Origin of the sequence: Aliidiomarina quisquiliarum (genome assembly GCF_023922585.1) — a bacterium.
In the GTDB taxonomy this organism is placed as follows: Bacteria; Pseudomonadota; Gammaproteobacteria; order Enterobacterales; family Alteromonadaceae; genus Aliidiomarina; species Aliidiomarina quisquiliarum.
In genome coordinates, this window is sequence record NZ_JAMFTN010000020.1 from 1 (window position 1) to 22,054 (window position 22,054).

Genomic DNA, 22,054 nt, shown 5'->3' on the forward strand with positions numbered 1-22,054 from the left:
TTGTAAGGCGCTTCCATTCAAAAGTTCAACTGGTGCCAACCGAAGTTGGTCTTTAGTCGATGCTTTCGCCTGCAAGTGCCCACACAGATTACTTGGCTTGATAAATTGTTAAAGAGCGTTGCTTCTGTCCGAAGCGAGGTGCGTATTATACACACCCAAATTACCTTGTCTACCATATTACGAAAAGAATTTATTTTCTTATCTTTCGGCGGACTTGTTGGCCTATTTACGAAAAGTTAACATCTCATTATGAGCATTTAACTTCGAAACGGCCGGCAAACGGTTATTAACAACATTAACTCCCGTAAACCTTTGCTTTATAAGCAACTCTTTGACTTGAACTTAATTCTTTTCTCGTCGAAGAGGTGCGCATTATAGCGATAACCTAGCCGCTAGCAAGCTTTTTCGTGAAGTATTTAGCGAAATTATGCCAACCGCGCACAAATCGACCAATTGGGTGGTATTTTGGCCATTTTTGAGGTGTTTTCATTCTCTAGTGGGAATTTAGCAGCGAGCTTGCGACAATGGATTTCAAGTTTATGTAATTGGAGAGTGAAAAATGAAAGTAGGGCGCCCTTATAAAGGTATCTACCCAACATTAAGTGAAGGCGTATATGTAGATGAGTCGGCGGTACTCGTTGGTGACATTCATATAGGTACAGACAGTAGTATTTGGCCATTAGTAGCAGCCCGTGGTGACGTGAATTATATCCGCATTGGTGCACGCACCAATATTCAAGACGGTTGTGTGCTTCACGTTACCCGTACTAGCTTTGATGACGAGAAAGGTTATCCGTTAACTATTGGCGATGACGTTACCTTAGGCCACCGGGCTATGTTACACGGTTGCACCTTAGGCAATCGTATATTAGTGGGCATGGCTGCTGTAATTATGGACGGTGCGGTTGTAGGTGATGACGTGATAATTGGTGGAGGCGCATTAATAGCCCCAGGTAAAGTGCTTGAAAGCGGCTATTTATATGTTGGTAGCCCAGCTAGGCGCATGCGTGCATTAACCGATAGTGAAAAAGCCTTTCTTAAAGAGTCGGCAGCAAACTATGTTGTGTTAAAGAACGACTATGTTGCCGAACAAAACGATAGCTAACATAGGGTTGGTGTATACCGCTCAACCCCATCGCTAGGGCAGGTCGATCGGGGTTGGCTGATAAGACAAAGTAACGTTACTATAGAATTACAATAATAATAGTAAAGGCTCTACATTTTATGCTCTGGTTTTTACCTACTCCATTAAAACTACTAATTAACCTTATATGGGCAGCATGTTCCACAGCTGTTCTTGGTCTGCTAATTATTGTTGTTGGCGTGTTTAAATTCCTGTTACCAATTGCTCCGGTGCGTCGAGCTATTTCTTCTATTGCTAATAGTCTGTTTCGCCTGTGGGCCTACAGTATGTCGTTGCTATTTCGCTTAACGAATAGAATAGAGTGGGAAATTGAAGGCAATTTACCCAACAATCGCCATGGCTGGTACATGATTATGTGCAACCATTTAAGCTGGGTTGATATTCCTGTACTTATGCACCTTTCTCGCAAACAGCTGCCTATGCCACGTTTTTTCCTAAAACAAGAGCTACTTTGGGTGCCTATTGTTGGCATGGGCTGCTGGGTGCTCGATATGCCTTTTATGAAACGCTATAGCAAAGAGCAAGTGGCTAGAAAACCTGAGCTCAAAGGAAAGGATATTGAAACAACGCGGAAGAAATGTGAAAAGTTTCGCGACATTCCTACTACTGTTATTAATTTTTGTGAGGGAACACGTTTTACTCAAGCTAAACACAGCAAGAGCAGTAGCCCCTATACCTATTTATTAACTCCGAAGGCCGGCGGTACGTCATTTACTTTGCAAGCTATGGGTAATCAGTTTCAGGAAATACTCGATATAACTCTCGTATACCCTGACATTCAACCTGGCCAACCCTTGGCCTTTGCATTACTAACGGGCAAATTAAAACGAATTCATGTGCATATTGACCGTATACCAGTAACGGCCGACTTGCGAGGCGATTACTTTAACGATTTAAGTTTCCGCGATCACTTCCAAGCTTGGCTAAATAAGCGCTGGCAATTAAAAGACCAGCGCATTACTCAACGCATTAATTCTTCGAGGGCGGAATAATTGCAGCCAACTGGCTAATGTCTCGTCCTGTTGGGTTTTGGAACACACTTAGCCCGAACTCTGGCAATATGGCCAAAAGATGATCGAAGATATCAGACTGAATTCCTTCGTACTCTGCCCATTTTACGGTATTAGTAAAGGCATATATTTGTAACGGCAAGCCTTGCGGGGTTGGATCGCGTTGACGAACAAGCAAGGTCATTTCTTGGTGAATGCCTGGATGGCTTTCTAAATACCGCTGTACATACGCACGAAACGTACCAATATTAGTTACTCGGCGCGTATTTACCACCTCTTTGCCGGCGTCTGCTAGCTCTTTGTTCCACTCACTTATTTCTTGTAACTTTTCATCAAGATAGTCTTTAAGCAAATTAAACCGCTGCAAGCTTTCTAATTCTTCTTGGTCGATAAAGCCAATTGTTTGCTGATCAAGCATCAGGCTGCGTACAATTCTCCGTCCGCCTGATTCTTGCATACCACGCCAGTTTTTAAAGCCCGTGGTAATAAAGCGGCGGGTTGGTACAGAGGTAATGGTTTTGTCCCAGTTTTGAATTTTTACCGTGTGTAGTGCCAAATCAATTACGTCGCCGTCGGCATTGGCGTCGGGCATTTCAACCCAGTCGCCCACCCGAATAAGATCACCCGACGATATTTGCATGCTAGCAACCAACGACAGCAATGTGTCTTGGAACACCAACATAAGTACCGCCGCCATAGCACCTAAACCAGAAAGCAAAATAAGTGGGGAACGGTCAATAAGCGTAGCGATAATAAGAATAGCCGCCACAATATAAACAACAATGGTTAATATTTGAATGTAACCTTTAATTGGCTTCCGATTAGCATCGGGGCGACGCTCGTACGACGCATTAACCAAGGTTAAAAAGCCACTAATAGCCATAGCTATGGTTAATATAATAAAAGCATTAGTGACATTTTTTACAATGGTGATCATTACGTCTGGCATGTTGGGTACTAAGGCCACACCAAACGAAAGAACTATAGCGGGCAAAACATTGGCTAGGCGAGCGACAATGCTTGTGTGCATACCTACTTTTTCTTCGTCGGTAGAGAAGCGACGTAACCAAGAAATAAGGGTACGAATAAGCACCCTTTTTAGTATGTAATTACTTATTGCGGCTAACGTTAGCAATATGGCCAAGCCGGCCGCCAGCTCTAACTGTGGGTATTGTTCAAACCAAGCCACACTTACTTGCCATGTTTCCTTAACTACATTCATATTTTTTATTTATTACCATCTTTGGTTAGTAAGTATGCAACTAATTGCTCTAAGTCGGCGAAGAAGTTTGCTCCACTATCGCGAAAGCCTTGTTGCAGTACTATATATTTGCCATTAACTATATAGGTGGGCGTGCTGCGCACATTAAAGTCGCGAACCGAGGTACGCATACGATTGGTTAAACTACGTACCGCAAAGCTGCCATAGGCTTGTTCAAACTGAGCCGGTGAAACACCCACCTGTTGAAATATTGCTTTAATATCGTTCAGCGTATTACTTTGCTTACGCTCAACAAAGTGCTGATGAAAGGTACGCTGCTTAAATTCTGCTGCTACACCTAATACCGTTGCCGCAGCCCATGATTGAACGATTACAGTACCCATGTCGCGTGGGGCAATAAAGTCTACTTGGTAGGCTTTAAACTCTTCCGGATAAAGTTCAGCCATTCTGTCGCTAAAAGGGCTAAATTGATAACATGAGCCGCAATAAAAAGAGAAATATTCAATAATTTCGGGCTTTGACGTTGCTTCTTTCGTGGTAATTTCTTGATAATGCACACCTTCGCGGAAATCGATGGCACTCGCAGGAGCTGCTATCAAGGTAAATGTTGCTAATAGTGCCGCTAAAAAACTTTTCATAAGACTATTTCCATGTGTGATGTAAGTAATTATTAATTAAAATTAGATTGTAAGCGCAAGGGCGGTTCGTCTAGTGCCGCAAGCTGTTCTTTTAACGCCAATATTTGTTGTTCCCAGTAGCGAGGCTCGGCAAACCAGCTAAAGCTATGTTGAAACGCAGGGTCTTGCCAACGTTTTGCTAACCACGCCATATAGTTAATGATACGAAAACTACGCAAAGGTTCAATTAAACGCAATTCGTTCGGGTTAAATTCGGCAAACTCTTCATAAGCCTCCAGCAAGGTTTCTAACTGTAGCTGTTGCTGCATACGATCACCACTTAGCATCATCCATAAATCTTGCACTGCGGGTCCTTGGCGGCAATCGTCTAAGTCGACTAAGGTTAGGCCTTCTTCACGCATTAGTAAGTTACCAACGTGACAGTCGCCATGCAGGCGTATTTGCGTGTACTGCTGCCAAGGTGTTGTTTTTAAGCGCTCGGCTAAGAAGTTTAAAATAGTACGAAATGACTCTAACAAACTTGAGGGTAATAACGGACAAGCCAATAACTCGGCTACCGCCTCGTCGATAATGTCGTTATTTACCAATGATGGCCGATGTCGAAAGGGCCGTGCGGCACCTACTTTATGAATTCTGCCTAGCTGCCGCCCAAGCTCTTCAAGATGCTCTAAATTATCAGCTTCAAGGGCCCGCCCACCAACACTAGGGAAAACAGCAAACCGATATCCTTCATATAACAGTAACGTGGCATTGTTATATGTAATTGGCTGCACTACAGGAATATCTAAACTGGCTAATTCTGCAAGAAAGTCATGCTCTTCTTGTATTTGGGCGTTCGACCAACGAGCAGGGCGATAAAACTTCACCACAAAACGTTTGCGGTCGTCATCAAGAAACTGATACACCCTGTTTTCATAGCTATTTAACGCCAACAAACCTGATGCAGGGTAAAGGCCGACCGCTTCCAAGGCGTCTAAAATAACGTCTGGAGTTAAGCTTTGAAAACTAAAGTCAGCCACAGCAATCCTATTGATAAATAAAGTTAGAAGTTACGTTCCGTGAAATGCGCTTTGCGTCGACCGCTTCAATTCTAAAGGTTACTTCCACTAATGGTGATTCAAGATAATAAGGATCTATTGCTAAGCTTCCGGGGATAATTTCTGCTTGCCCACCTTGCAGCGATATTTCCTGTGCGCCTAGCCATTCTACTTCGTCTATTCCTGTAGCGTTTACACTTATTGTATAGCGCTGCGGTAACTGCGATTTGTTAATTACTCGCAGGGTATATACGTTTTCAATAAAACCTTCTTGGTTTTCTCGGTATAACGAATTGCGATCACGAATAACGTCAAATTCTAGTGGTACACGATAAGCAATATTAAGCACCAGCATGCCAGTAAGAGCAATTAATGCGATGCCGTAGCCGATACTTTTAAAACGAAATAGCTTAGTACGCTTGCCTTCAAGTTGATGTTCAGTAGTAAAGCTAATCAATTTACGTGGATAATTCATTTTATCCATTACATCGTCACAGGCGTCAACACAGGCGCCACAGTTAATGCATTCGTACTGTAAGCCGTTACGAATATCGATACCCGTTGGGCATACCTGCACACATAGCTGACAATCAATACAATGCCCTAGCTCATCAGGATCAATCTCGGCGTTACGCCTGCGCGGCCCACGCGGCTCGCCACGCTTTGTATCGTAAGCAACAATGAAGGTGTCTTTATCGAACATGGCTGACTGAAAGCGAGCATAGGGACAAATATGCGTACACATAATTTCACGCATCCACCCTGCATTACCATAGGTAGCAAAAGTGAAAAACAAAATACTACCCGTAGCCCAAGCGCTTGCTTCAAACACAAAAAATTCGGCCATTAAGGTGCGCATGTCGGTAAAGTAGCCTACGAATGTAATTGCAGTGAACAGTGCAATAACTAGCCAGGCCGTGTGCTTGGCTGCTTTACGAATAAACTTATCGAAGTCCATGGGCCGCTGGTCGAGCTTCATACGCTTGTTGCGCGGGCCTTCTAGTTTGTGCTCAAACCAAATGTATATGAAGGTCCAGGTGGTTTGTGGGCAGGTGAAACCACACCATACTCGGCCGTAAAGTGTAGTAACCAAAAACAAAGCGAAGGCGCTGATCATAAACACCCAGGCCAAAATGGTTAGATCTTGTGGCCACAGCGTTACACCAAAAATACGGAACCGCTGGTTCATTATGTCGAGTAAAATAGCTTGCTCGCCATTCCATGTTATCCAAGGAAGAATAACAAACATAGCCATGAGCAAAAGCCCGAGCCCACGCCTTAGGGTTTCAATACGTCCTTTTACTTCCCGCACGTAAATATGACTGCGCGGCGAGTAATTGCTGTCTTTTTTACTTGGGTCGGGCTGCTGAATTTTTACAGGCTTTGGTGGTGCTTGCTGCACCTCTATCTTTTGTTCCACAACATTCCCACTTAATTAGACTTTCATAGCGCCATTATACGCCTGCCCCGAGCAAAAAACAGGAAGCAGATCAAATCAGCGCAGCTTGGCTAGTATGTAACCAAACAATATTTTTCCGTTTAACCGGCTACGGCACCGAAATCGAGCATTGCTGTAGCAATACCAAAGTAAATAAGTACACCTGAGGTATCTGCAATAGTAGTTACTAAAGGCGAGCTTGCTGTGGCTGGGTCCCAACCAAATTTATTCAGTACAAATGGCAGTAATACGCCAATTAAACTACCTACTAGCACAATGCACATCATGCTTAGCGCCACTACCTGAATAATATCGAAACCCACACGCCAATAACCAACCACCGCAATGGCTATCGCCATGGTTAACCCTAAGCCTATAGAAACCACTAGCTCTTTAAGGAACATGCGGAACCAGTCACCCTTTACAACTTCACCAGTTGCAATACCTCGAACAATTAGAGTTGCTGCCTGCGCTCCAGTATTACCACCAGATGCTATCAACAAGGGCAAAAAGAATAATAAAGCACCATAGGTTTGAATGGTGCCTTCGAAGTGGGCAATGCCCGCTCCGGAAAAAATATTAGCGAATACAAGTAATACCAACCAATTCACTCGGCTACGGAAAATAGTAAAGGGGCTGGCGTCTTTAAAGCCACCTTCAATTTTCCCAACGGTTGCCGACCGGTGCATGGTGTCGGTGTCTTCTTCTTCAACAACGTCCATTGCGTCATCAAAGGTAACCATGCCCACAAGTAAACGGTCGTGATCGATAACAGGAATGGCAATTAAGTCGTAGCGGCTAATAATACGAGCCGCTTCCGACTGCGGCATATCGGGGGTTAGGGTAAGTACTTCGCGCACCATTATGTCGTCGATAATGTCGTCTGGCGACGCGGTAATTAAGTCTCGCAGCGACACTACACCATGCAGTTTATGTTCTGTATCAACTACATAGGTTTGGTAAATAGTTTCTTTTTCCGGCGCTGTTTGGCGTAGCCGATACAGTGCTGTTTCTACCGACACCCCTAAAGGAATAGAGGCATAACCCGAAGTCATCACCGAGCCCACTGAGCCTTCTTCATAACTTGCCAGTAGCAACAGGTCGTCGCGTTCGGTTTTTGCCATGCGCCGCATCAGGGCGTCTTGAAGCTTCACGTTCAGCATCGCGTACACGTCGGCACGTTCGTCTGACGACATGTCGCGAAACAGTTTTGCGAGCATGCCAACTTCCATGTGCCGCGCCAGCTCTTGCTGATTATTCGGGCGTAAATAACCAAACACTGCAGCTTGTTGTTCAGCAGCCATTTTCTCCATCAGCGCCATTGCACTGTACACTTCGAAGTTCTCATCGATATATTCAGCAATGTCTGCCGACGCCATGCTCGCTAAGGTCGCCCGCAACGCTTTTTCGTTTCCTTGCTCAACTATATCGATCAAATATTCCTGTGTTTCAATGGTCATGACTTTATCTCCCCTGTCATGTTACTCATACCACGCAACACCTAGTGAACCGTAGGAACAACCAAGCTGTCTGCATAATCACGCACAAACTGTTGCGTCATTAGCGAGTCAAATTCGCCGTTATTCCGGTAAACAAAAATTGCTGCAATACCTTTTTCATTTGCTAATTTTAAACCTTGCTCTTCACCTAACACCATAAAGGCTGTGGCCCATGCGTCGGCTTCTGTAGCGTTGCCCATAACCACATGTACTGCTGCTAAGCGGTGGTGTATAGGGTGGCCTGTGGTAGGATCAATGGTATGTGAATAGCGCACCCCATTTTCTTCAAAGTAATTACGGTAATCACCTGAGCCCAGCACGGCTTTATTAATCACCGGCATAATATGCTTAGCCACTTGCTTTTGGTCGGTGGGCACTTCAATTCCAACTCGCCATGGGCGTTCTTTATTACGCAGGCCCGATGCTCTTAAGTCGCCACCAATATTTACTAAAAAGTTGTGCAGGCCTTGCTCGTGTAAGTAATCACTTACTTGATCAACGCCAAACCCTTTAGCAATACCTGACAAGTCAATAAACACGTCGGCATGCCGCGTAACAGCTTGCAAGCTTTCATCAAGCTCTACAAAGCGGAAACCAACCTGGGCTAAACGGCGTTTTAACTCGTCGTTGTCGGGCGCCTTGGTTATGCGGCCTTCAGGCCCAAAGCCCCATAAGTTTACTAAGCCGCCTACGGTGGTGTCGAAAGCACCATTGGAAGCTTGGGAAATATGCTCTGCGGTTTGTAGCACATAAAAAAGCTCTGTCGGTACCGTTACTGGTGTACCCAAAGGGCTTCGGTTTAGTTCGTTCAGTACCGAGTCTTGCCGATAGGTCGACATTTGCCGATCTACTTCATTTAAAGTAGCAAGCACCCCTGTTTTAATGGCTTCATGATCAAAGCTGTCTTCACCACTAATACTTACTTCAAAGAAAGTGCCGAAAATTCTTCCACTTAATACTTCCGGCTCAGCAGGGGCCCGCTGACAACCAGCAAGCAAAATAACGAACAGTAACGCGCCTACACTCGCGAATGTTCTGAATTGGAATGACATAAGCAACCTACCAAACCACTGACAAAATAAGTAAGCCTAAAATAACTCGGTACAGTACAAACGGCTGCATACCAACACGCTTAATAAATGCTAAAAAGTAATGTATACAAGCATAGGTGCTTAGCGCTGACACCACAAAACCTACGGCTAATTCACCCCAGCCTGCGGTTGTACCATTTCTTAATACTTCTATGGTGTACAACAAACTTGCTGCGGCAATAATAGGCACCGATAATAAAAATGAAAAACGGGCTGCGGCTTCACGGCTCATGCCTAAAAACAAGGCCGCTGTCATGGTAATACCAGAGCGCGAAGTACCAGGTACTAAAGCTAGGGCCTGAGCAAAGCCTATAATAAGTACGTCTTTTAAGCTGAGAGAGTATTCATCACGATTGCCACGACCTTTAAAGTCGGCTAAACCTAACAACAGGCCGAATACAATTAGCGAACCACCCATAATCCATAAACTACGAAACTCATTTTCAGCAAGGTCTTTAAACACAATACCCAAAATACCTGCGGGTAGGGTGCCAATAATAACCCACCAGCCTAACTTCGAGTCTTTGGTGGTGCCTTTACCCGCTAATGAACCGGCCCAGTCGCGTAACATGGTGAAAATCTCTTTGCGGAAATAATAAACCACCGCTACTAACGAGCCCGCATGTAAAATAACGTCAAAGTCGAGGCCTTGATAAACCTCACCGAACCATTCTCCAGCAAGCACTAAATGCGCTTGGCTCGACACAGGTAAAAACTCAGTGAAGCCTTGCACTAAGGCCAAAATAATAGCTGTTATGTAGTCCATGATTCTTCTTTAACGCCGTATTAGGTGGGTTGCTACTTAAACGCGCAATGTTACCACAACTTCCAACCCATGATATAGGTACCGTACTACCTACAATGTTATTTAGCGTAAAAAAAAGCCCACCTTGGGAAGGTGGGCCAAAAGATACGTTACTTAGGTGTAACGCAGATTTACTTAAGACAGTGCATAAGCTGTTTTAGCGCCGTTAATAACTGCAGCAAGCTTAATAGACGCTTGAATGGCTTGTGCCGACACGTTGTGCTTTACCAATACAGCAACGTGTGAGTCGATACACATACCACACCCATTCAAAGCAGAAACCGCCAATGAATAAAGCTCAAAGTCCACTTTATCTACACCAGGGTTGGCCATACCATTCATACGCAAGCCCGCAGGTAACTTGGCAAACTGCTTGTCGCTGGCTAAATGTACAAAGCGGTAATAAATATTGTTCATAGCCATTAACGTAGCTGCTAGTTTAGCTGCAGCAAACACGTTTTCTTCTACGTGCTCCTGTGCTTCCGCTTCCATAGCATCAATTAATGTTTTGTCTTCAAGGCTATAAGCTAGCGATAGCGCCGTTCCGTAAAATTGCCCCGGGGTTAAACCCGAAGTAGCAACGTTACCAAACAGGTTCGAAAGGTTCAGGCTCATATCTTTTCCATGTTCGCCAAACTGCTTTCTATAATCTGCAATAGACATATAAAATCTCCTATTTATAGCGTTTCGCCACCAATTGGGCGGTTACATGGGCAAAGTTCATCGGTTTGTAAGCCGTCAAGAATACGTAGTACTTCTGCTGGGCTACGGCCAACGTTTAAAGCGTTAACAGACACGTGCTGAATCACGTTGTGTGGGTCAACAATAAATGTGGCACGCAAGGCTACATTTTCTGTTTTATCACGTACACCTAAGCCGTCTACTAAGGCGCCCGACGAATCGGCAAATGAGTATTGATTCAGGCTTTTCATGTCTGGGTGTTCACGACGCCATGCTAACTTAACGAATTCGTTGTCGGTACTACCGCCCATAACTATGGCGTCACGGTCGGCAAATTCTTCATTTAATTTGGCAAATTCAACAATTTCAGTTGGGCAAACAAAGGTGAAGTCTTTCGGATAAAAGAAAATAACTTTCCACTTCCCTTCAAAGCTGTCTTGAGTAATGGTTTCAAATGCGCTTTCGCCATTTTCTTCCGGCATATTAAAGCCAGGCTTTGCTGCTACAACAGAAAATTCAGGTAATTTATCGCCAATGGTCAACATAATTAAATCTCCACTTATTGTTAGTTTGTGTGTCTCAACGCTGCTGCTGAGAACGTGGAGGTATAATAACCAAGGATTTTCATAGACGAAAACGAATAAAAACTATTATAGTAATCGAATTAATAGATTCAGCTTTATTTGCCAACCAATAAAACAAATGAGAAAGGACGTTTATGACCAAGTTACCTAGCTTAAGAAATTTGACCTACTTGCTAGCCTTACACCAGCACCAAAACTTTAACCGTGCAGCACAAGCAACCTTTGTAAGCCAGTCAACCTTAAGTAGTGGCATTCAAAACTTAGAAGAACAGCTTGGCTGTCAGTTAATTGAACGTGATCATAAATCGTTTTTGTTTACTGCCATGGGTGAAGAAATTGTTGCGCGTTCACGAGCAATTTTAACCGAAACCGAAGAGCTAATGAATTATGCACAAAGCAAAGGTAATGCAATGGAAGGTCCGCTGCGTTTAGGCTGTATTCCTACTATAGGGCCATTTTTACTTGGCCCATTAGCCCGCACCTTACGCGCTCAGTTTCCTGATTTAAAACTACAAATTCGTGAAGACACCACCGAACAGCTGTTAAACTTTTTGCGCGACGGCGACTTAGACGCATTAATACTAGCCCTACCGGTTGACTTACAAGGCAACCAACAATGGCTGCTTGGCCGCGACCCTTTTAAGTTTGTTTACCACCCCAGTTTATTATCCCGTAACACCAAACCCATTAATTACGAGCTTTTGCCCGACCATAGTATTTTTCTACTTGAAAGCGAGCATTGCCTTAGTGGTCATGCGGTTACCGCCTGTAAGTTAGGCAACACCAAAAAAGTAAATCCTTTTACCGCTTCCAGTATTCATAGTTTGGTACAAATGGCTGAATCATTACATGGCGCCACGTTCATGCCGCAAATGGCCATTAACCAAGGTATTTTAGAAAATAGTGGTTTGGTAAGCATGGCCCCAACGGAAGGCGACGCCTATCGCGAAATTGGCTTAGTGTTTCGGCCAACTACTACTCGGCGCCAAACCTTTCGAAAAGTGGCCGAGGTGGTGGCCCAGTTATTACCTGTCAACACCCTAGCGTAAAAGCATACTGACTTAAGCCAGTGTATTCGCTATTATCGAAGCAGGTTATATAAGGTGATTTTTCTCCTTATGGTTCACTTTTAACAACAAGAGGCACAAACGGATGCGACACATTATTCTCGGCGCATCGGCAATGGCCCTTGCTGTGGCATGTAGCCCAGCAGAGCAGCCAAGTAGTTCAGCAGCACTAGTTGACGCTGACGGTATTGTCGATTACAAATTCAGTGACACCTTTCGCCAACATTTAGAAGTCATTTCTTCCGACGAGTTTGAAGGCCGCGCGCCGGGCACTAAAGGCGAAGAACTAACCATTGACTACCTTGCCGGTAAAATGCAGGCCCTAGGTATAAAGTCGTTTACTAACGACCGTTACACTCAAGCCGTACCTTTAGTTCGTATTGAGCCCACCACTGTGACCGACATGACCTTAAAGCATAACGGTGAAAGCAGTTCGTTTAGCTACCGCACCGATATGACCGGCTGGACCAACCGTGTGGTTGACGGCGTAAACATAGTCGACAGTGAAATGGTATTTGTGGGCTACGGTATTGTTGCCCCAGAGTTTGGTTGGAACGACTACAAAGGCCTCGATGTTAAAGGCAAAACCGTGGTGATGTTCGTTAACGATCCTGGCTATGCCACCCAAGACGCCGAACTTTTCAACGGTAATGCCATGACCTACTACGGTCGCTGGACTTACAAATACGAAGAAGCGGCCCGCCAAGGCGCTACTGGTGCCATTATTATTCACGAAACAGGCCCTGCCGGTTATGGTTGGGGAGTTGTAGCAGGCGGCTCGCCAGTACGCTTCACCATGAAAACCGACAATAACAACATGCACCGTGTTGAACTTGAAGGCTGGATTACCGGCGATGCTGCCAATACCCTGTTCCAGAATGTTGGCATGAGCTTGGAAGAAGCGCATGCGCTTGCTCTTTCTCCCAACTTTACCCCTATCGACTTGAACACCACTGCGACTATGTCGGTTGAAAACGAATTTTCTTACATCGACACCCATAATATTGTTGGTTATATCGAAGGTTCTAAATACCCTGAAGAGCACATTATTTATATGGCACACTGGGACCATTTAGGTGTCGACGCCGACACGGGTGAAATATTCAACGGCGCCCAAGACAACGCCAATGGTACTGCGGCTATTTTATCTATTGCCGAACGCTTTGCCGCTGGCCCTCCACCCGAGCGTACCGTTGTATTTGCCTTTGTAGGTGCTGAAGAGCGCGGCCTGCTAGGCTCTGCTTGGTATGCAGAGAACCCGTTACTGCCATTAGAAAAAGCTGTTGCAGGCATTAATATTGACATGATGTACGCGCATGGTCCAACCCGCGACTTTGTGGTGGTGGGCTGGAATAATTCCGACATTCAAGACTACGTCGCACCTTATGTGGAAGCCCAAAATCGCTATCTGGCACCTGAAAGCAACCCTGAAGCTGGTATTTTTTATCGCTCAGATCACTTTAGCATGGCCAAAAAAGGCGTACCGGTGCTTTATGGTAAAGGTGGTGTCGATCATTTCTTGTTAGGCCGTGAATATGGCCAGGCTGTCGCCTCCGAGTTTCTTGCCAATCGTTATCATAAAGTGGCTGATAAATATGATCCTAATTGGGACTTACGCGGCAACCACCAAGACATTTGGTTGTTTTATCGCTTAGGTAATGAGCTAGCGAATAGCCGTTCTTGGCCACGTTGGGCAGAAGGAAATGAATTCGAAGCCTTACGCTTAAAAAGTGAAGACCAGCGTAACTAATAGGTTGCTACATTCAAACACTCTACTTAAGGGCTGGTCTATTTTGGCTAGCCCTTCTTATTTCTAGCGTTCCAAGAGCGCTAATGGCATGATCAACGCCTTACCACTTCCGCCCAGGAGCTTGTATGGAACTTTACGGTAGCTACACCTCACCCTTTGTTCGTCATTGCCGCATTGCTTTAGCTGAGTCTGGCCAGCATTTCGACTTTATCGACACCGACTATGAGCAAAGTGCCTTAGGAAGCCCTGCTCAGCGCGTACCTTTTTTACGCATTGGTGAATTACAGCTGCACGACTCATCAAGCATCTTAAAATACATACGCGAACACTCTGGCGACGAGTTTCTTACTGACCTTATTACCTTCGACCGTTATTGCCTCGTAAACACAGCTCTCGATACCTGTATTAATTTATTTTTACTTGAGCGTGATGGTTTTACGGCCGAGCAAATTCCATATTTGCAGCGCCAGCAAAATCGTATTAACGCAATTTTACAAGAGCTGAACAATATCGACTGGCCCGCAAAAGCCCCTTGGAACGACGCTACCATTCGCTTAGTTTGCTTTCTTGACTGGGCCTTGTTTCGTAAGCGCCTTAATTTAACCGCTTACCCCAAATTGTTAGCGATACTAGAACAAGCTCGCGAAAAAGACCTGTTCGCAAGCACCGCACCACCAGCTTAAATTGAAGGGTTGTACCACGTGCATTTAAAAAACGAACGCCACGCCATTGGCTATGCTTTAATAGCTGTACTGCTTTGGTCTACTGTTGCCACGGCTTTTAAGCTTACCCTTAATTATTTCAGCCCTTTGCAAATGCTTGCCGTGTCTGCAACTGTTTCTGCTCTTGTGCTAGGTGTTTTAGTTGCTGCCAGGCAGGGTTTTAAGCAGGTAGCAACAACCTTTTCAGCCCACCCTTGGTATTTTTTAGCCTTAGGCGCTATTAACCCTGTAGTGTATTACTTGGTGTTGTTTGAAGCCTATGCACGACTACCCGCTTCGCAAGCCCAACCGCTAAACTACACATGGGCCATTGCCCTTACTTTTATGGCGGCAATTTTTCTTAAGCAGAAAATTCGCAAGCGCGACTGGACAGCCTGTGTTTTAGGTTATGCAGGGGTGTTAGTAATTGCCACCCAAGGTAATTTTAGCGACTTTAGCCAAACCAACTGGGCAGGGGTTGGCTTAGCACTGCTTTCCACTTTTTTATGGGCCAGTTATTGGATTTTAAACACGCGCCATAAAAGTGAACCCGTTACCACCTTGTTCTTATGCTTTGCGCTTGCTTCGCCGCCGCTACTTATTGCCGCCACAATGCTAGAAGGCTGGCATACAGTACCTTGGCAAGGCTGGTTAGCCGTAAGTTATGTGGGCGTGTTTGAAATGGGTATTACGTTTGTGTTTTGGTTAAAGGCTATGCGGCTTGCTACCAACACTTCTACTATTAGTAACCTTATTTTTATCTCGCCATTTATATCGCTGGTATTGCTTAGCGTTATTTTGGACGAAAGCATTGGCTTTGCGACCATTGCAGGGCTTGGGTTTATTGTTACTGGTTTACTTATTCAGCAATGGCGACGTCGTGAAAGCAGCCCGCCACCCGCACTATAAGCCTGCCGTATAAACCACAACTTGGTTGCGGCCTATTTCCTTACCCCGATAAAGGGCCCTGTCGGCCCTTTCTATCCAGTGTTCAATGGTAAGAGCTTCCGCTGTTGTATCGGTAGAATGATAAATGCCAAAGGTTACGGTTATTTTTAAATTAACGCCTTGGTAATGAATTGTTTCACGATCTAAAGCAGCACTAATTTTTTCACACACCTGCACGGCACTTTTAATACCCGCGTTGGGTAATAAAATAGCAAACTCTTCACCCCCCCAGCGCGCAGCTATGTCTTGCTGGCGTAATTGTTTCTGCAATAACTGGCTAAGCGCTACTAACACTATGTCACCGGCTTCATGCCCATAAGTGTCGTTAAAGCGTTTAAAGTAGTCTACATCAAGCAGCACTAAGCTAAACTCATGTTGGTGCCGTTTTAATTGCGCTGCCAGCCAATGAAAACGTTCGGTAAAGCCACGCCGATTCGGCAGCTTCGTTAGGTAATCTGTTTGCGACTGTTCGCGTAGTTCCTTGTTAAGTTCTTCAAGCTCATGGGTACGCTCTTTTATTAAAGCATCAAGCCGTTCGTTCGCGCTTTGTAACGCTCTAATGCGTATATTAATCAGCAGCACCACAAGCAATACCAAAGCCACCGCTAGCAGCACCCACATCCAGGTTGCATACCACCACGGCTGCACCACTAATATGTCGATACGCATTGGGGCTTGGCTACGAATGCCTAAGCTATTGCGCCCCTCTATTTCTAGCCCATAAACACCCGGCGCTAACCCACTAAAAGTTAGCTGGCGCATATCCGACCAAGCACTCCAGCTATCTGTCAGGCCTAGCAATCGGTAGCGCCCAGTATTCCGGCTTGGGTCATGCAAATCGAGCACCGCATACTGCACCACAATGCTACTGTGCCAGCGCGATAGTTCTAAATAAGGCTGATTGAAACTTAACTCTCTAGTTATGTCTTCGTTATCTATTAAAATTTTACTTAAGCCAACCCGTGGCGGATTAGAACTAAACGCTAATGCTTTTGGGTTAAATTCAATTGCGCCTTTAACCGTGCCGGCAACAATATTGCCATTCGGTGCACGGGTAATGGCCTCGCGTGCAAAAGCTAGTGCTGGCAAACCATCGTTTATACCAAAGTTTATTATTTTATTCGTTTGCGGCTCAAACAAGGCTAGCCCTCGGCTAGTGGTTACCCATAGCATGCCGTCGTCTTCGGTTATGCCCGCAATTCGATTAGATGGAAGCCCGTCGGCCTTAGTAAATATTTTCGTTTGTAAGTTTTCCAAATCAAGTGCAATAAGCCCTTGTTCACTACAAATCCATAGTTGGTTATTGCTTCTGAAACCACAAAGCAAATTACGCGAAGGCAAGGGCTCTGTTTCTAGCTCACTATAGTTTACCCACGCATTGCCGCCTTCTGCTTGATAAAACAAGCCTGAGTAACGCGTAACAATCCATGTGCCTGCATTTGGAATGCGAAGAACGTCGTACACAAATTGGTTATGCTTTTTATCACTGCTTTGAAACACCCACTTTGTTGTACCCGTAGTTAAATTATATTCAACAATTCCCAAACCCCAAATACTAAACCAAACACGCCCTGGTGAGTGTTCATATATATCGGTAACACTGGCATTTTGTAGTTGCAGAATGTCGGTTACGAAACTTGCCTCTTGTAAAATATCAGGGGCGCTTTTAGTAATATGGAAAAGGTGATTATTAGCCGCTACCCAAGTATTACCATAGGAGTCGGTTAAAATACTTGCTACGCTACGAGCCGTAGTATGCAACGGGAATTGCCAATGCTGCCATTCACCACTTAAGCCATCACGGCGCAGTACTCCATTGGCCCCCCCCAACCACAGGCTGTTGTCTGCTGCCGTGTGAGTTGCGCTTATACTGCGGTTCAGTAAAACATGCAGGCTTGCCGGTGCTGTGTCTATTAAGGTGCCAAAACTTGCCACCTTGGTACGGCTATGGAACAAGCCGCGCTCGCGGGTTCCCAACCAAATACTAGCGTTGTTGTCGATAGCTAATGAACGGATGTCGTAACCATCCATAAACCTATACAGGCCATTTTTAGTTGGTTTATATATTAATGTCTGGCTATCAAAGTGGTATAAACCATCTTCCGCCCCCACAAAAACAGAACCATTTGCACCTTGCATCAATACATTTACCCGTGGGCTACGGTCTAGGTTGCTGGCGGCTGGATAGGTTACCTCACTAAAAGAGCGTAAATTTTCGTCCCACAGCAGCACTCCTTCGTCGAAACCAATCCAAACGTCGTCATTTATAGTGAGAACCGTACGAATTTCGTTTAGCCGATTAGTGCCTGTGTCATGTGGGTTGGGTAAGTGTTGTTGCCATTCTGTTAGGTCAAGAGAAAGCTGGATCAAGCCTTCAGTAGTGGCAAACCAAAGGCTGTTGGAAGTTTCAGCTATACCCCAAATTCGTACTCGAGAAAGAGGGTTGTCGGCGGGTAGGCTTAATATGGTGTTATTTGCAGCTGCATCAACATAGTTCAAGCCGCCTAAGGTGCCTATAAAAACTCGGCCTGCGCTGTCTTCAAAAAGAACTTGCACGCGGTTATCAAGCAGGGTGTTGGCGTTACTGCTACTTGTTACGTTGTCGGTATGTATTTTTAATTGCGGGCTATTGCCAGTAGCTGCTTTGGGCTGCCAGCGAAAAACGCCGTTACCCCAGGTTGCAGCCCAAAGTTCGTCTGCTTGGCTTATTAATGCGGCGCCATGGCTAACATGCCCCAAAGCATCTTCAGCTTGGTTAAACCAACGAATAACTTCATAACCGTCGTAGCGAAGTAACCCGTCGGTGTCGCTAGAAAACCACAAAAAGCCATGTTGGTCTTTGTAGATCCCGTATACGGAGGACTGTTGTCCGCCAAGTTCGTCGGTAAACCTTTCAAAGGTTAGTTCTTGCGCCGCAACCGGTAAGCTCAACATACCGATAATAAATGCTGCCGCAATTCTACGTCCGTATTGAACAACTTTAGGCAACAATGTTAACTCTCAGGCTTTTTAATATTAACTTATACTAAACTAATTTTATATGAACAGAAACCTCTAGGCTAGCTAGCGTTTTTTTATCTCATACCCCATTATAGGCGCCTAACGCATAGCTATTTACGGACACCCGATTGATGTTTAAATGGTTTGAATCTCGGCTCGACCCTTTTCCTGAAGCAGAGCCCAAACAACCCCCACGTGGTTTTTTTGCTTTTTGCCGCCACTTTACCCGCGGTTCCGAGCCATTCTTGGTTGGTATTGCCATTTTAATGGCTTTAGTGGCAGTAACCGAAGTATGGCTATTTGCTTTTCTTGGCAGCATTGTTGACTGGTTAGCCGTACAAGAGCGGGAAAATTTCCTTGCTAATGAAGGCATAAAGCTTGTTGGTATGGGCTTAATTGTGGTGGTTGGTTTACCCACTTTAGTATGGTTTCAGTCTTTACTTACTTACCAAACCCTGCTTGGTAACTACCCCATGCGTATTCGCTGGCTAGTGCACCGTTACCTTATTAAGCAGTCAATGAGTTATTACCAAGACGAATTTCCAGGTCGTGTAGCCACTAAACTTATGCAAACGGCACTGGCTGTACGCCAAGTGGTGGTTAGCCTTATTGAAGTAGTGAATTACATTGGCGTGTACTTTATTGCCATGTTTTTTATTCTTGGCCGTGCCGACTTGCGCCTAACAATTCCCTTGTTGCTATGGATGATAGTGTATGGCTTGCTGCTGTATTACTTTGTGCCTCGCTTAGGTAAGGTTGCCAAAGCACAGGCTGACGCTCGCTCTATTATGACCGGCCGTATTGTTGACAGCTACACCAACATTCAAACGGTAAAGTTATTTTCCCATGGCGAGCGCGAAACTAAATTTGCCCGCGAAGGCATGAGTGATTTCTTGGGTACCGTGCATACACAAATGCGCTTGGTCACTCAGCTCTATGGCTCGTTGTACATTATTAACTGCCTATTATTATTCGGTTCTGCAGCGCTAGCTATTAGTTTATGGCTCAACGAAGCGGTTTCCCTTGGCGCCGTGGCCGTGATTATTGGTTTAGTGCTGCGCTTGTTTGGTATGTCGCAAATGATTATGTGGCAACTTACGCAACTATTTGAAGCTATAGGTACCGTACAAGACGGCATGAATTCTATTGCTGTTTCTCGCACCGTTGAAGACAAGCCTAATGCGCTACCACTAAAAGTTACTCGGGGTCATATCGAATTTAACCAGGTTGGTTTTCACTATGGTAAACAAGCGGGTGTTATCGACGGCTTAACGCTCGACATTAAGCCGGGTGAAAAAGTAGGCGTAGTAGGGCGCTCTGGCGCTGGTAAATCAACCCTAGTGAATTTAATTCTGCGCTTTTACGACGTGCAAAGTGGCTCCATTTGTATCGACGGTCAAAACATTGCCGACATACAACAAGACACCCTGCGCCAGCACATTGGCATGGTTACCCAAGACACATCGCTGCTGCACCGCTCGGTACGCGACAACATTCTGTATGGCCGACCCGATGCCACCGAAGCAGACATGATCAGCGCGGCAAAACGTGCTCATGCTCATGATTTCATTCAAGAGCTGTCCGATCTTTCTGGCCGTAAAGGCTACGACTCCCATGTAGGTGAGCGGGGCGTTAAACTGTCAGGCGGTCAGCGCCAGCGTATTGCTATCGCTCGGGTAATGCTAAAAGACGCACCTATTCTTATTCTTGATGAAGCGACCTCGGCGCTCGATTCAGAAGTAGAGTCGGCCATTCAAGATCACTTGAATCAGTTAATGGATGGTAAAACAGTGATTGCAATTGCGCACCGCTTGTCGACCATTGCCGCTATGGACCGCCTCATTGTTATGGACCAAGGTCGCATTATTGAAAGCGGTAGTCACGACGAACTGGTGGCCCAAGACGGTTTATACGCACAATTATGGAAGCGCCAGTCGGGCGGCTTTATTGCCACCGACACCACGGTGTAAGCCAGTAAATATAAGGCTTGGCGGCTTGTTGTCGTATGCACTGGCGTTAACTGGCATACGCCAACTTTGTGTCTGGCACACAGCTGTCGGCGCATTTATAAGGAGTAGGGGTTGTAATGGCGACATCTTCAATCCCAAGCAGGAATACGCAAATGAACAACACAACATTAGACACCAACAAGAAAGATATCCTCATTAAACGCGGCCAAGCCGAAGTTTACTTTGAGCATTTAGGTCGCGAAATTATCTTTCGCTTTTCTCTCTATAGTGGCAAAGAGAGGGTGTTTGTCGACGGCAAGCTGGTGTCAGAAAGCCGTAACTGGTACTTCACCAGCGTCCATTGTTTCCAGTTCGAAGGAACGCACTACGAAGTTCAAATTGCGATTAAGAAGTCTCTGAAAGGGCTGCTCATTGGCGAATCGACCATTCTGCTGAAAGCCGACGGCCAGCTTATCGACAGTGACGAATTTAGCTATATGAAAGTTAGCCAAAAAGGAGCACCTTTTAGCTGGAAGAAGTTTTTCTTTAATTTAGTGCCTTATTTCATTATTGGCGCTGTGGTTGGCTTTTCTGTGGCTTACCTTTCTTTGAAATTTTTCTCATAACAGGAGCATAAGCATGATCATTAATGCTTCTGTAGTTAAAGCAGAACGTATAGGTAAGGGCTGGACCCAGCAACAGCTTGCTGATGTGTCTGGCCTTAGCTTACGCACCATACAAAGAGTAGAAAACCAAGGCCAAGGCTCAATGGAAACACGCAATGCTCTTTGTGCTGTGTTTAATATTGAGCGCCAGCAACTTATAACGCCAAGCGATGACACAGGCACCATTTCCACGAGAAAAATTGCAGCCATCGCCCTTAGTAGTATTTTGCTCGGCTTCCTCAGCGGAGTCGCGCTGATGTTTTTGATACAGTAAGTGAACCAAGTAGTTTAGGAGAATGAAAATGCGGTATTTACATACCATGGTACGTGTAAAGAATTTAGACGAGTCATTAACCTTTTACCGTGACGGCTTAGGCCTCGAAGTAGTACGCCAAAATGACTATGAACAAGGGCGTTTTAGCCTGGTTTACCTTGCCGCACCAGCCGACATTATTACCGACGAATCAGGTAACAGAAGCACTGTGCGTAATAGCCCTGAATTAGAGCTCACTTATAACTGGGATCCAGAAGAGTACACCGGCGGCCGTAACTTTGGTCACCTGGCTTATGAAGTGGATAATATTTATAAACTTTGCGAGCATTTACAAAACATGGGCGTAACCATTAACCGCCCACCACGCGACGGTCGCATGGCTTTTGTATTGTCGCCTGACGGTATTTCAATTGAGTTTTTGCAGGCTGGCGAAGCGTTACCCCCACAAGAGCCTTGGGTTTCAATGGAAAACATCGGTACTTGGTAAAACGTTGCTAATGTGTCGTTCTTTGTAAAAGATTGTCAGCGACCGCAGCGCAAAGACTCTAGCT

General features: G+C 45.2%; 20 protein-coding genes. 10 read left to right on the plus strand and 10 right to left on the minus strand.

The window, feature by feature from the left end:
- Positions 1-559 precede the first annotated feature (559 nt).
- Both M1L23_RS06835 and M1L23_RS06840 read left to right on the plus strand, forming a co-directional pair.
- Positions 560-1,105 carry a gamma carbonic anhydrase family protein gene (locus M1L23_RS06835; protein WP_252626579.1) on the plus strand — a complete coding sequence of 182 codons (546 nt, stop codon included), beginning with the start codon at positions 560-562 and terminating at the stop codon, positions 1,103-1,105.
- A gap of 119 nt (positions 1,106-1,224) precedes the next feature.
- Positions 1,225-2,136, plus strand: coding sequence for an acyltransferase (locus M1L23_RS06840; RefSeq protein WP_252626580.1), 912 nt, complete (start codon positions 1,225-1,227; stop codon positions 2,134-2,136).
- Here M1L23_RS06840 and M1L23_RS06845 read toward each other — a convergent pair.
- The 9 genes from M1L23_RS06845 to M1L23_RS06885 form a co-directional block, all read right to left on the minus strand.
- Positions 2,114-3,376 (minus strand): mechanosensitive ion channel family protein, encoded by a 1,263-nt coding sequence (locus M1L23_RS06845; protein WP_252626582.1) that lies wholly within the window; start codon positions 3,374-3,376, stop codon positions 2,114-2,116. The two genes, M1L23_RS06840 and M1L23_RS06845, sit on opposite strands and share 23 nt — an antisense overlap.
- 5 nt (positions 3,377-3,381) lie before the next feature.
- A complete protein-coding gene (locus M1L23_RS06850) occupies positions 3,382-4,014 on the minus strand; it encodes a thiol:disulfide interchange protein DsbA/DsbL (RefSeq protein ID WP_252626583.1) in 633 nt (210 codons plus the stop codon).
- Positions 4,015-4,046: 32 nt separating this feature from the next.
- Positions 4,047-5,033 carry a serine/threonine protein kinase gene (locus tag M1L23_RS06855; protein WP_252626585.1) on the minus strand — a complete coding sequence of 329 codons (987 nt, stop codon included), beginning with the start codon at positions 5,031-5,033 and terminating at the stop codon, positions 4,047-4,049.
- A gap of 7 nt (positions 5,034-5,040) precedes the next feature.
- Positions 5,041-6,471, minus strand: a complete 1,431-nt coding sequence (ccoG, locus tag M1L23_RS06860) for a cytochrome c oxidase accessory protein CcoG (RefSeq protein ID WP_252626587.1) — start codon at positions 6,469-6,471, stop codon at positions 5,041-5,043.
- A gap of 119 nt (positions 6,472-6,590) precedes the next feature.
- Positions 6,591-7,949 carry a magnesium transporter gene (gene mgtE, locus M1L23_RS06865; protein ID WP_252626589.1) on the minus strand — a complete coding sequence of 453 codons (1,359 nt, stop codon included), beginning with the start codon at positions 7,947-7,949 and terminating at the stop codon, positions 6,591-6,593.
- Between the two features lie 41 nt (positions 7,950-7,990).
- Positions 7,991-9,040 carry an FAD:protein FMN transferase gene (locus M1L23_RS06870; protein ID WP_252626590.1) on the minus strand — a complete coding sequence of 350 codons (1,050 nt, stop codon included), beginning with the start codon at positions 9,038-9,040 and terminating at the stop codon, positions 7,991-7,993.
- Between the two features lie 7 nt (positions 9,041-9,047).
- The gene (locus tag M1L23_RS06875; protein WP_252626591.1) at positions 9,048-9,845 is read right to left on the minus strand and encodes an undecaprenyl-diphosphate phosphatase; all 798 of its coding nucleotides are present in this window, start codon (positions 9,843-9,845) and stop codon (positions 9,048-9,050) included.
- A 174-nt stretch (positions 9,846-10,019) separates the two neighbouring features.
- The gene (locus M1L23_RS06880) at positions 10,020-10,547 is read right to left on the minus strand and encodes a carboxymuconolactone decarboxylase family protein (protein WP_252626592.1); all 528 of its coding nucleotides are present in this window, start codon (positions 10,545-10,547) and stop codon (positions 10,020-10,022) included.
- A gap of 14 nt (positions 10,548-10,561) precedes the next feature.
- On the minus strand, positions 10,562-11,110 hold the full coding sequence (locus M1L23_RS06885) for a peroxiredoxin (RefSeq protein WP_252626593.1): 549 nt from the start codon (positions 11,108-11,110) through the stop codon (positions 10,562-10,564).
- Between the two features lie 173 nt (positions 11,111-11,283).
- On the opposite strand from M1L23_RS06885, the gene M1L23_RS06890 reads away from it, so the two are divergent.
- The 4 genes from M1L23_RS06890 (at position 11,284) to M1L23_RS06905 (ending at position 15,576) form a co-directional block, all read left to right on the plus strand.
- Positions 11,284-12,198 (plus strand): hydrogen peroxide-inducible genes activator, encoded by a 915-nt coding sequence (locus tag M1L23_RS06890; RefSeq protein ID WP_252626594.1) that lies wholly within the window; start codon positions 11,284-11,286, stop codon positions 12,196-12,198.
- A 103-nt stretch (positions 12,199-12,301) separates the two neighbouring features.
- Complete coding sequence (locus tag M1L23_RS06895; protein WP_252626595.1) at positions 12,302-13,966, plus strand: M28 family metallopeptidase; 1,665 nt, start codon at positions 12,302-12,304, stop codon at positions 13,964-13,966.
- Positions 13,967-14,091: 125 nt separating this feature from the next.
- Positions 14,092-14,649: a glutathione S-transferase family protein gene (locus M1L23_RS06900; RefSeq protein ID WP_252626596.1), complete on the plus strand. Its 558-nt coding sequence runs from the start codon at positions 14,092-14,094 to the stop codon at positions 14,647-14,649.
- 18 nt (positions 14,650-14,667) lie between these two features.
- On the plus strand, positions 14,668-15,576 hold the full coding sequence (locus M1L23_RS06905; RefSeq protein WP_252626597.1) for a DMT family transporter: 909 nt from the start codon (positions 14,668-14,670) through the stop codon (positions 15,574-15,576).
- Here the strand turns inward: M1L23_RS06905 and M1L23_RS06910 are convergent.
- Complete coding sequence (locus tag M1L23_RS06910) at positions 15,571-18,606, minus strand: ligand-binding sensor domain-containing diguanylate cyclase (protein ID WP_252626598.1); 3,036 nt, start codon at positions 18,604-18,606, stop codon at positions 15,571-15,573. The two genes, M1L23_RS06905 and M1L23_RS06910, sit on opposite strands and share 6 nt — an antisense overlap.
- 140 nt (positions 18,607-18,746) lie before the next feature.
- Between M1L23_RS06910 and M1L23_RS06915 the strand changes: the two genes are divergently transcribed.
- From M1L23_RS06915 to M1L23_RS06930, 4 genes are all read left to right on the plus strand, one after another.
- Positions 18,747-20,585 carry an ABC transporter ATP-binding protein gene (locus tag M1L23_RS06915; protein WP_252626599.1) on the plus strand — a complete coding sequence of 613 codons (1,839 nt, stop codon included), beginning with the start codon at positions 18,747-18,749 and terminating at the stop codon, positions 20,583-20,585.
- A 152-nt stretch (positions 20,586-20,737) separates the two neighbouring features.
- Positions 20,738-21,190: a hypothetical protein gene (locus tag M1L23_RS06920; protein WP_252626600.1), complete on the plus strand. Its 453-nt coding sequence runs from the start codon at positions 20,738-20,740 to the stop codon at positions 21,188-21,190.
- 13 nt (positions 21,191-21,203) lie between these two features.
- A complete protein-coding gene (locus tag M1L23_RS06925; protein ID WP_252626602.1) occupies positions 21,204-21,503 on the plus strand; it encodes a helix-turn-helix domain-containing protein in 300 nt (99 codons plus the stop codon).
- Between the two features lie 28 nt (positions 21,504-21,531).
- Positions 21,532-21,990 carry a VOC family protein gene (locus tag M1L23_RS06930; protein WP_252626604.1) on the plus strand — a complete coding sequence of 153 codons (459 nt, stop codon included), beginning with the start codon at positions 21,532-21,534 and terminating at the stop codon, positions 21,988-21,990.
- The last annotated feature ends 64 nt before the right edge of the window (positions 21,991-22,054 follow it).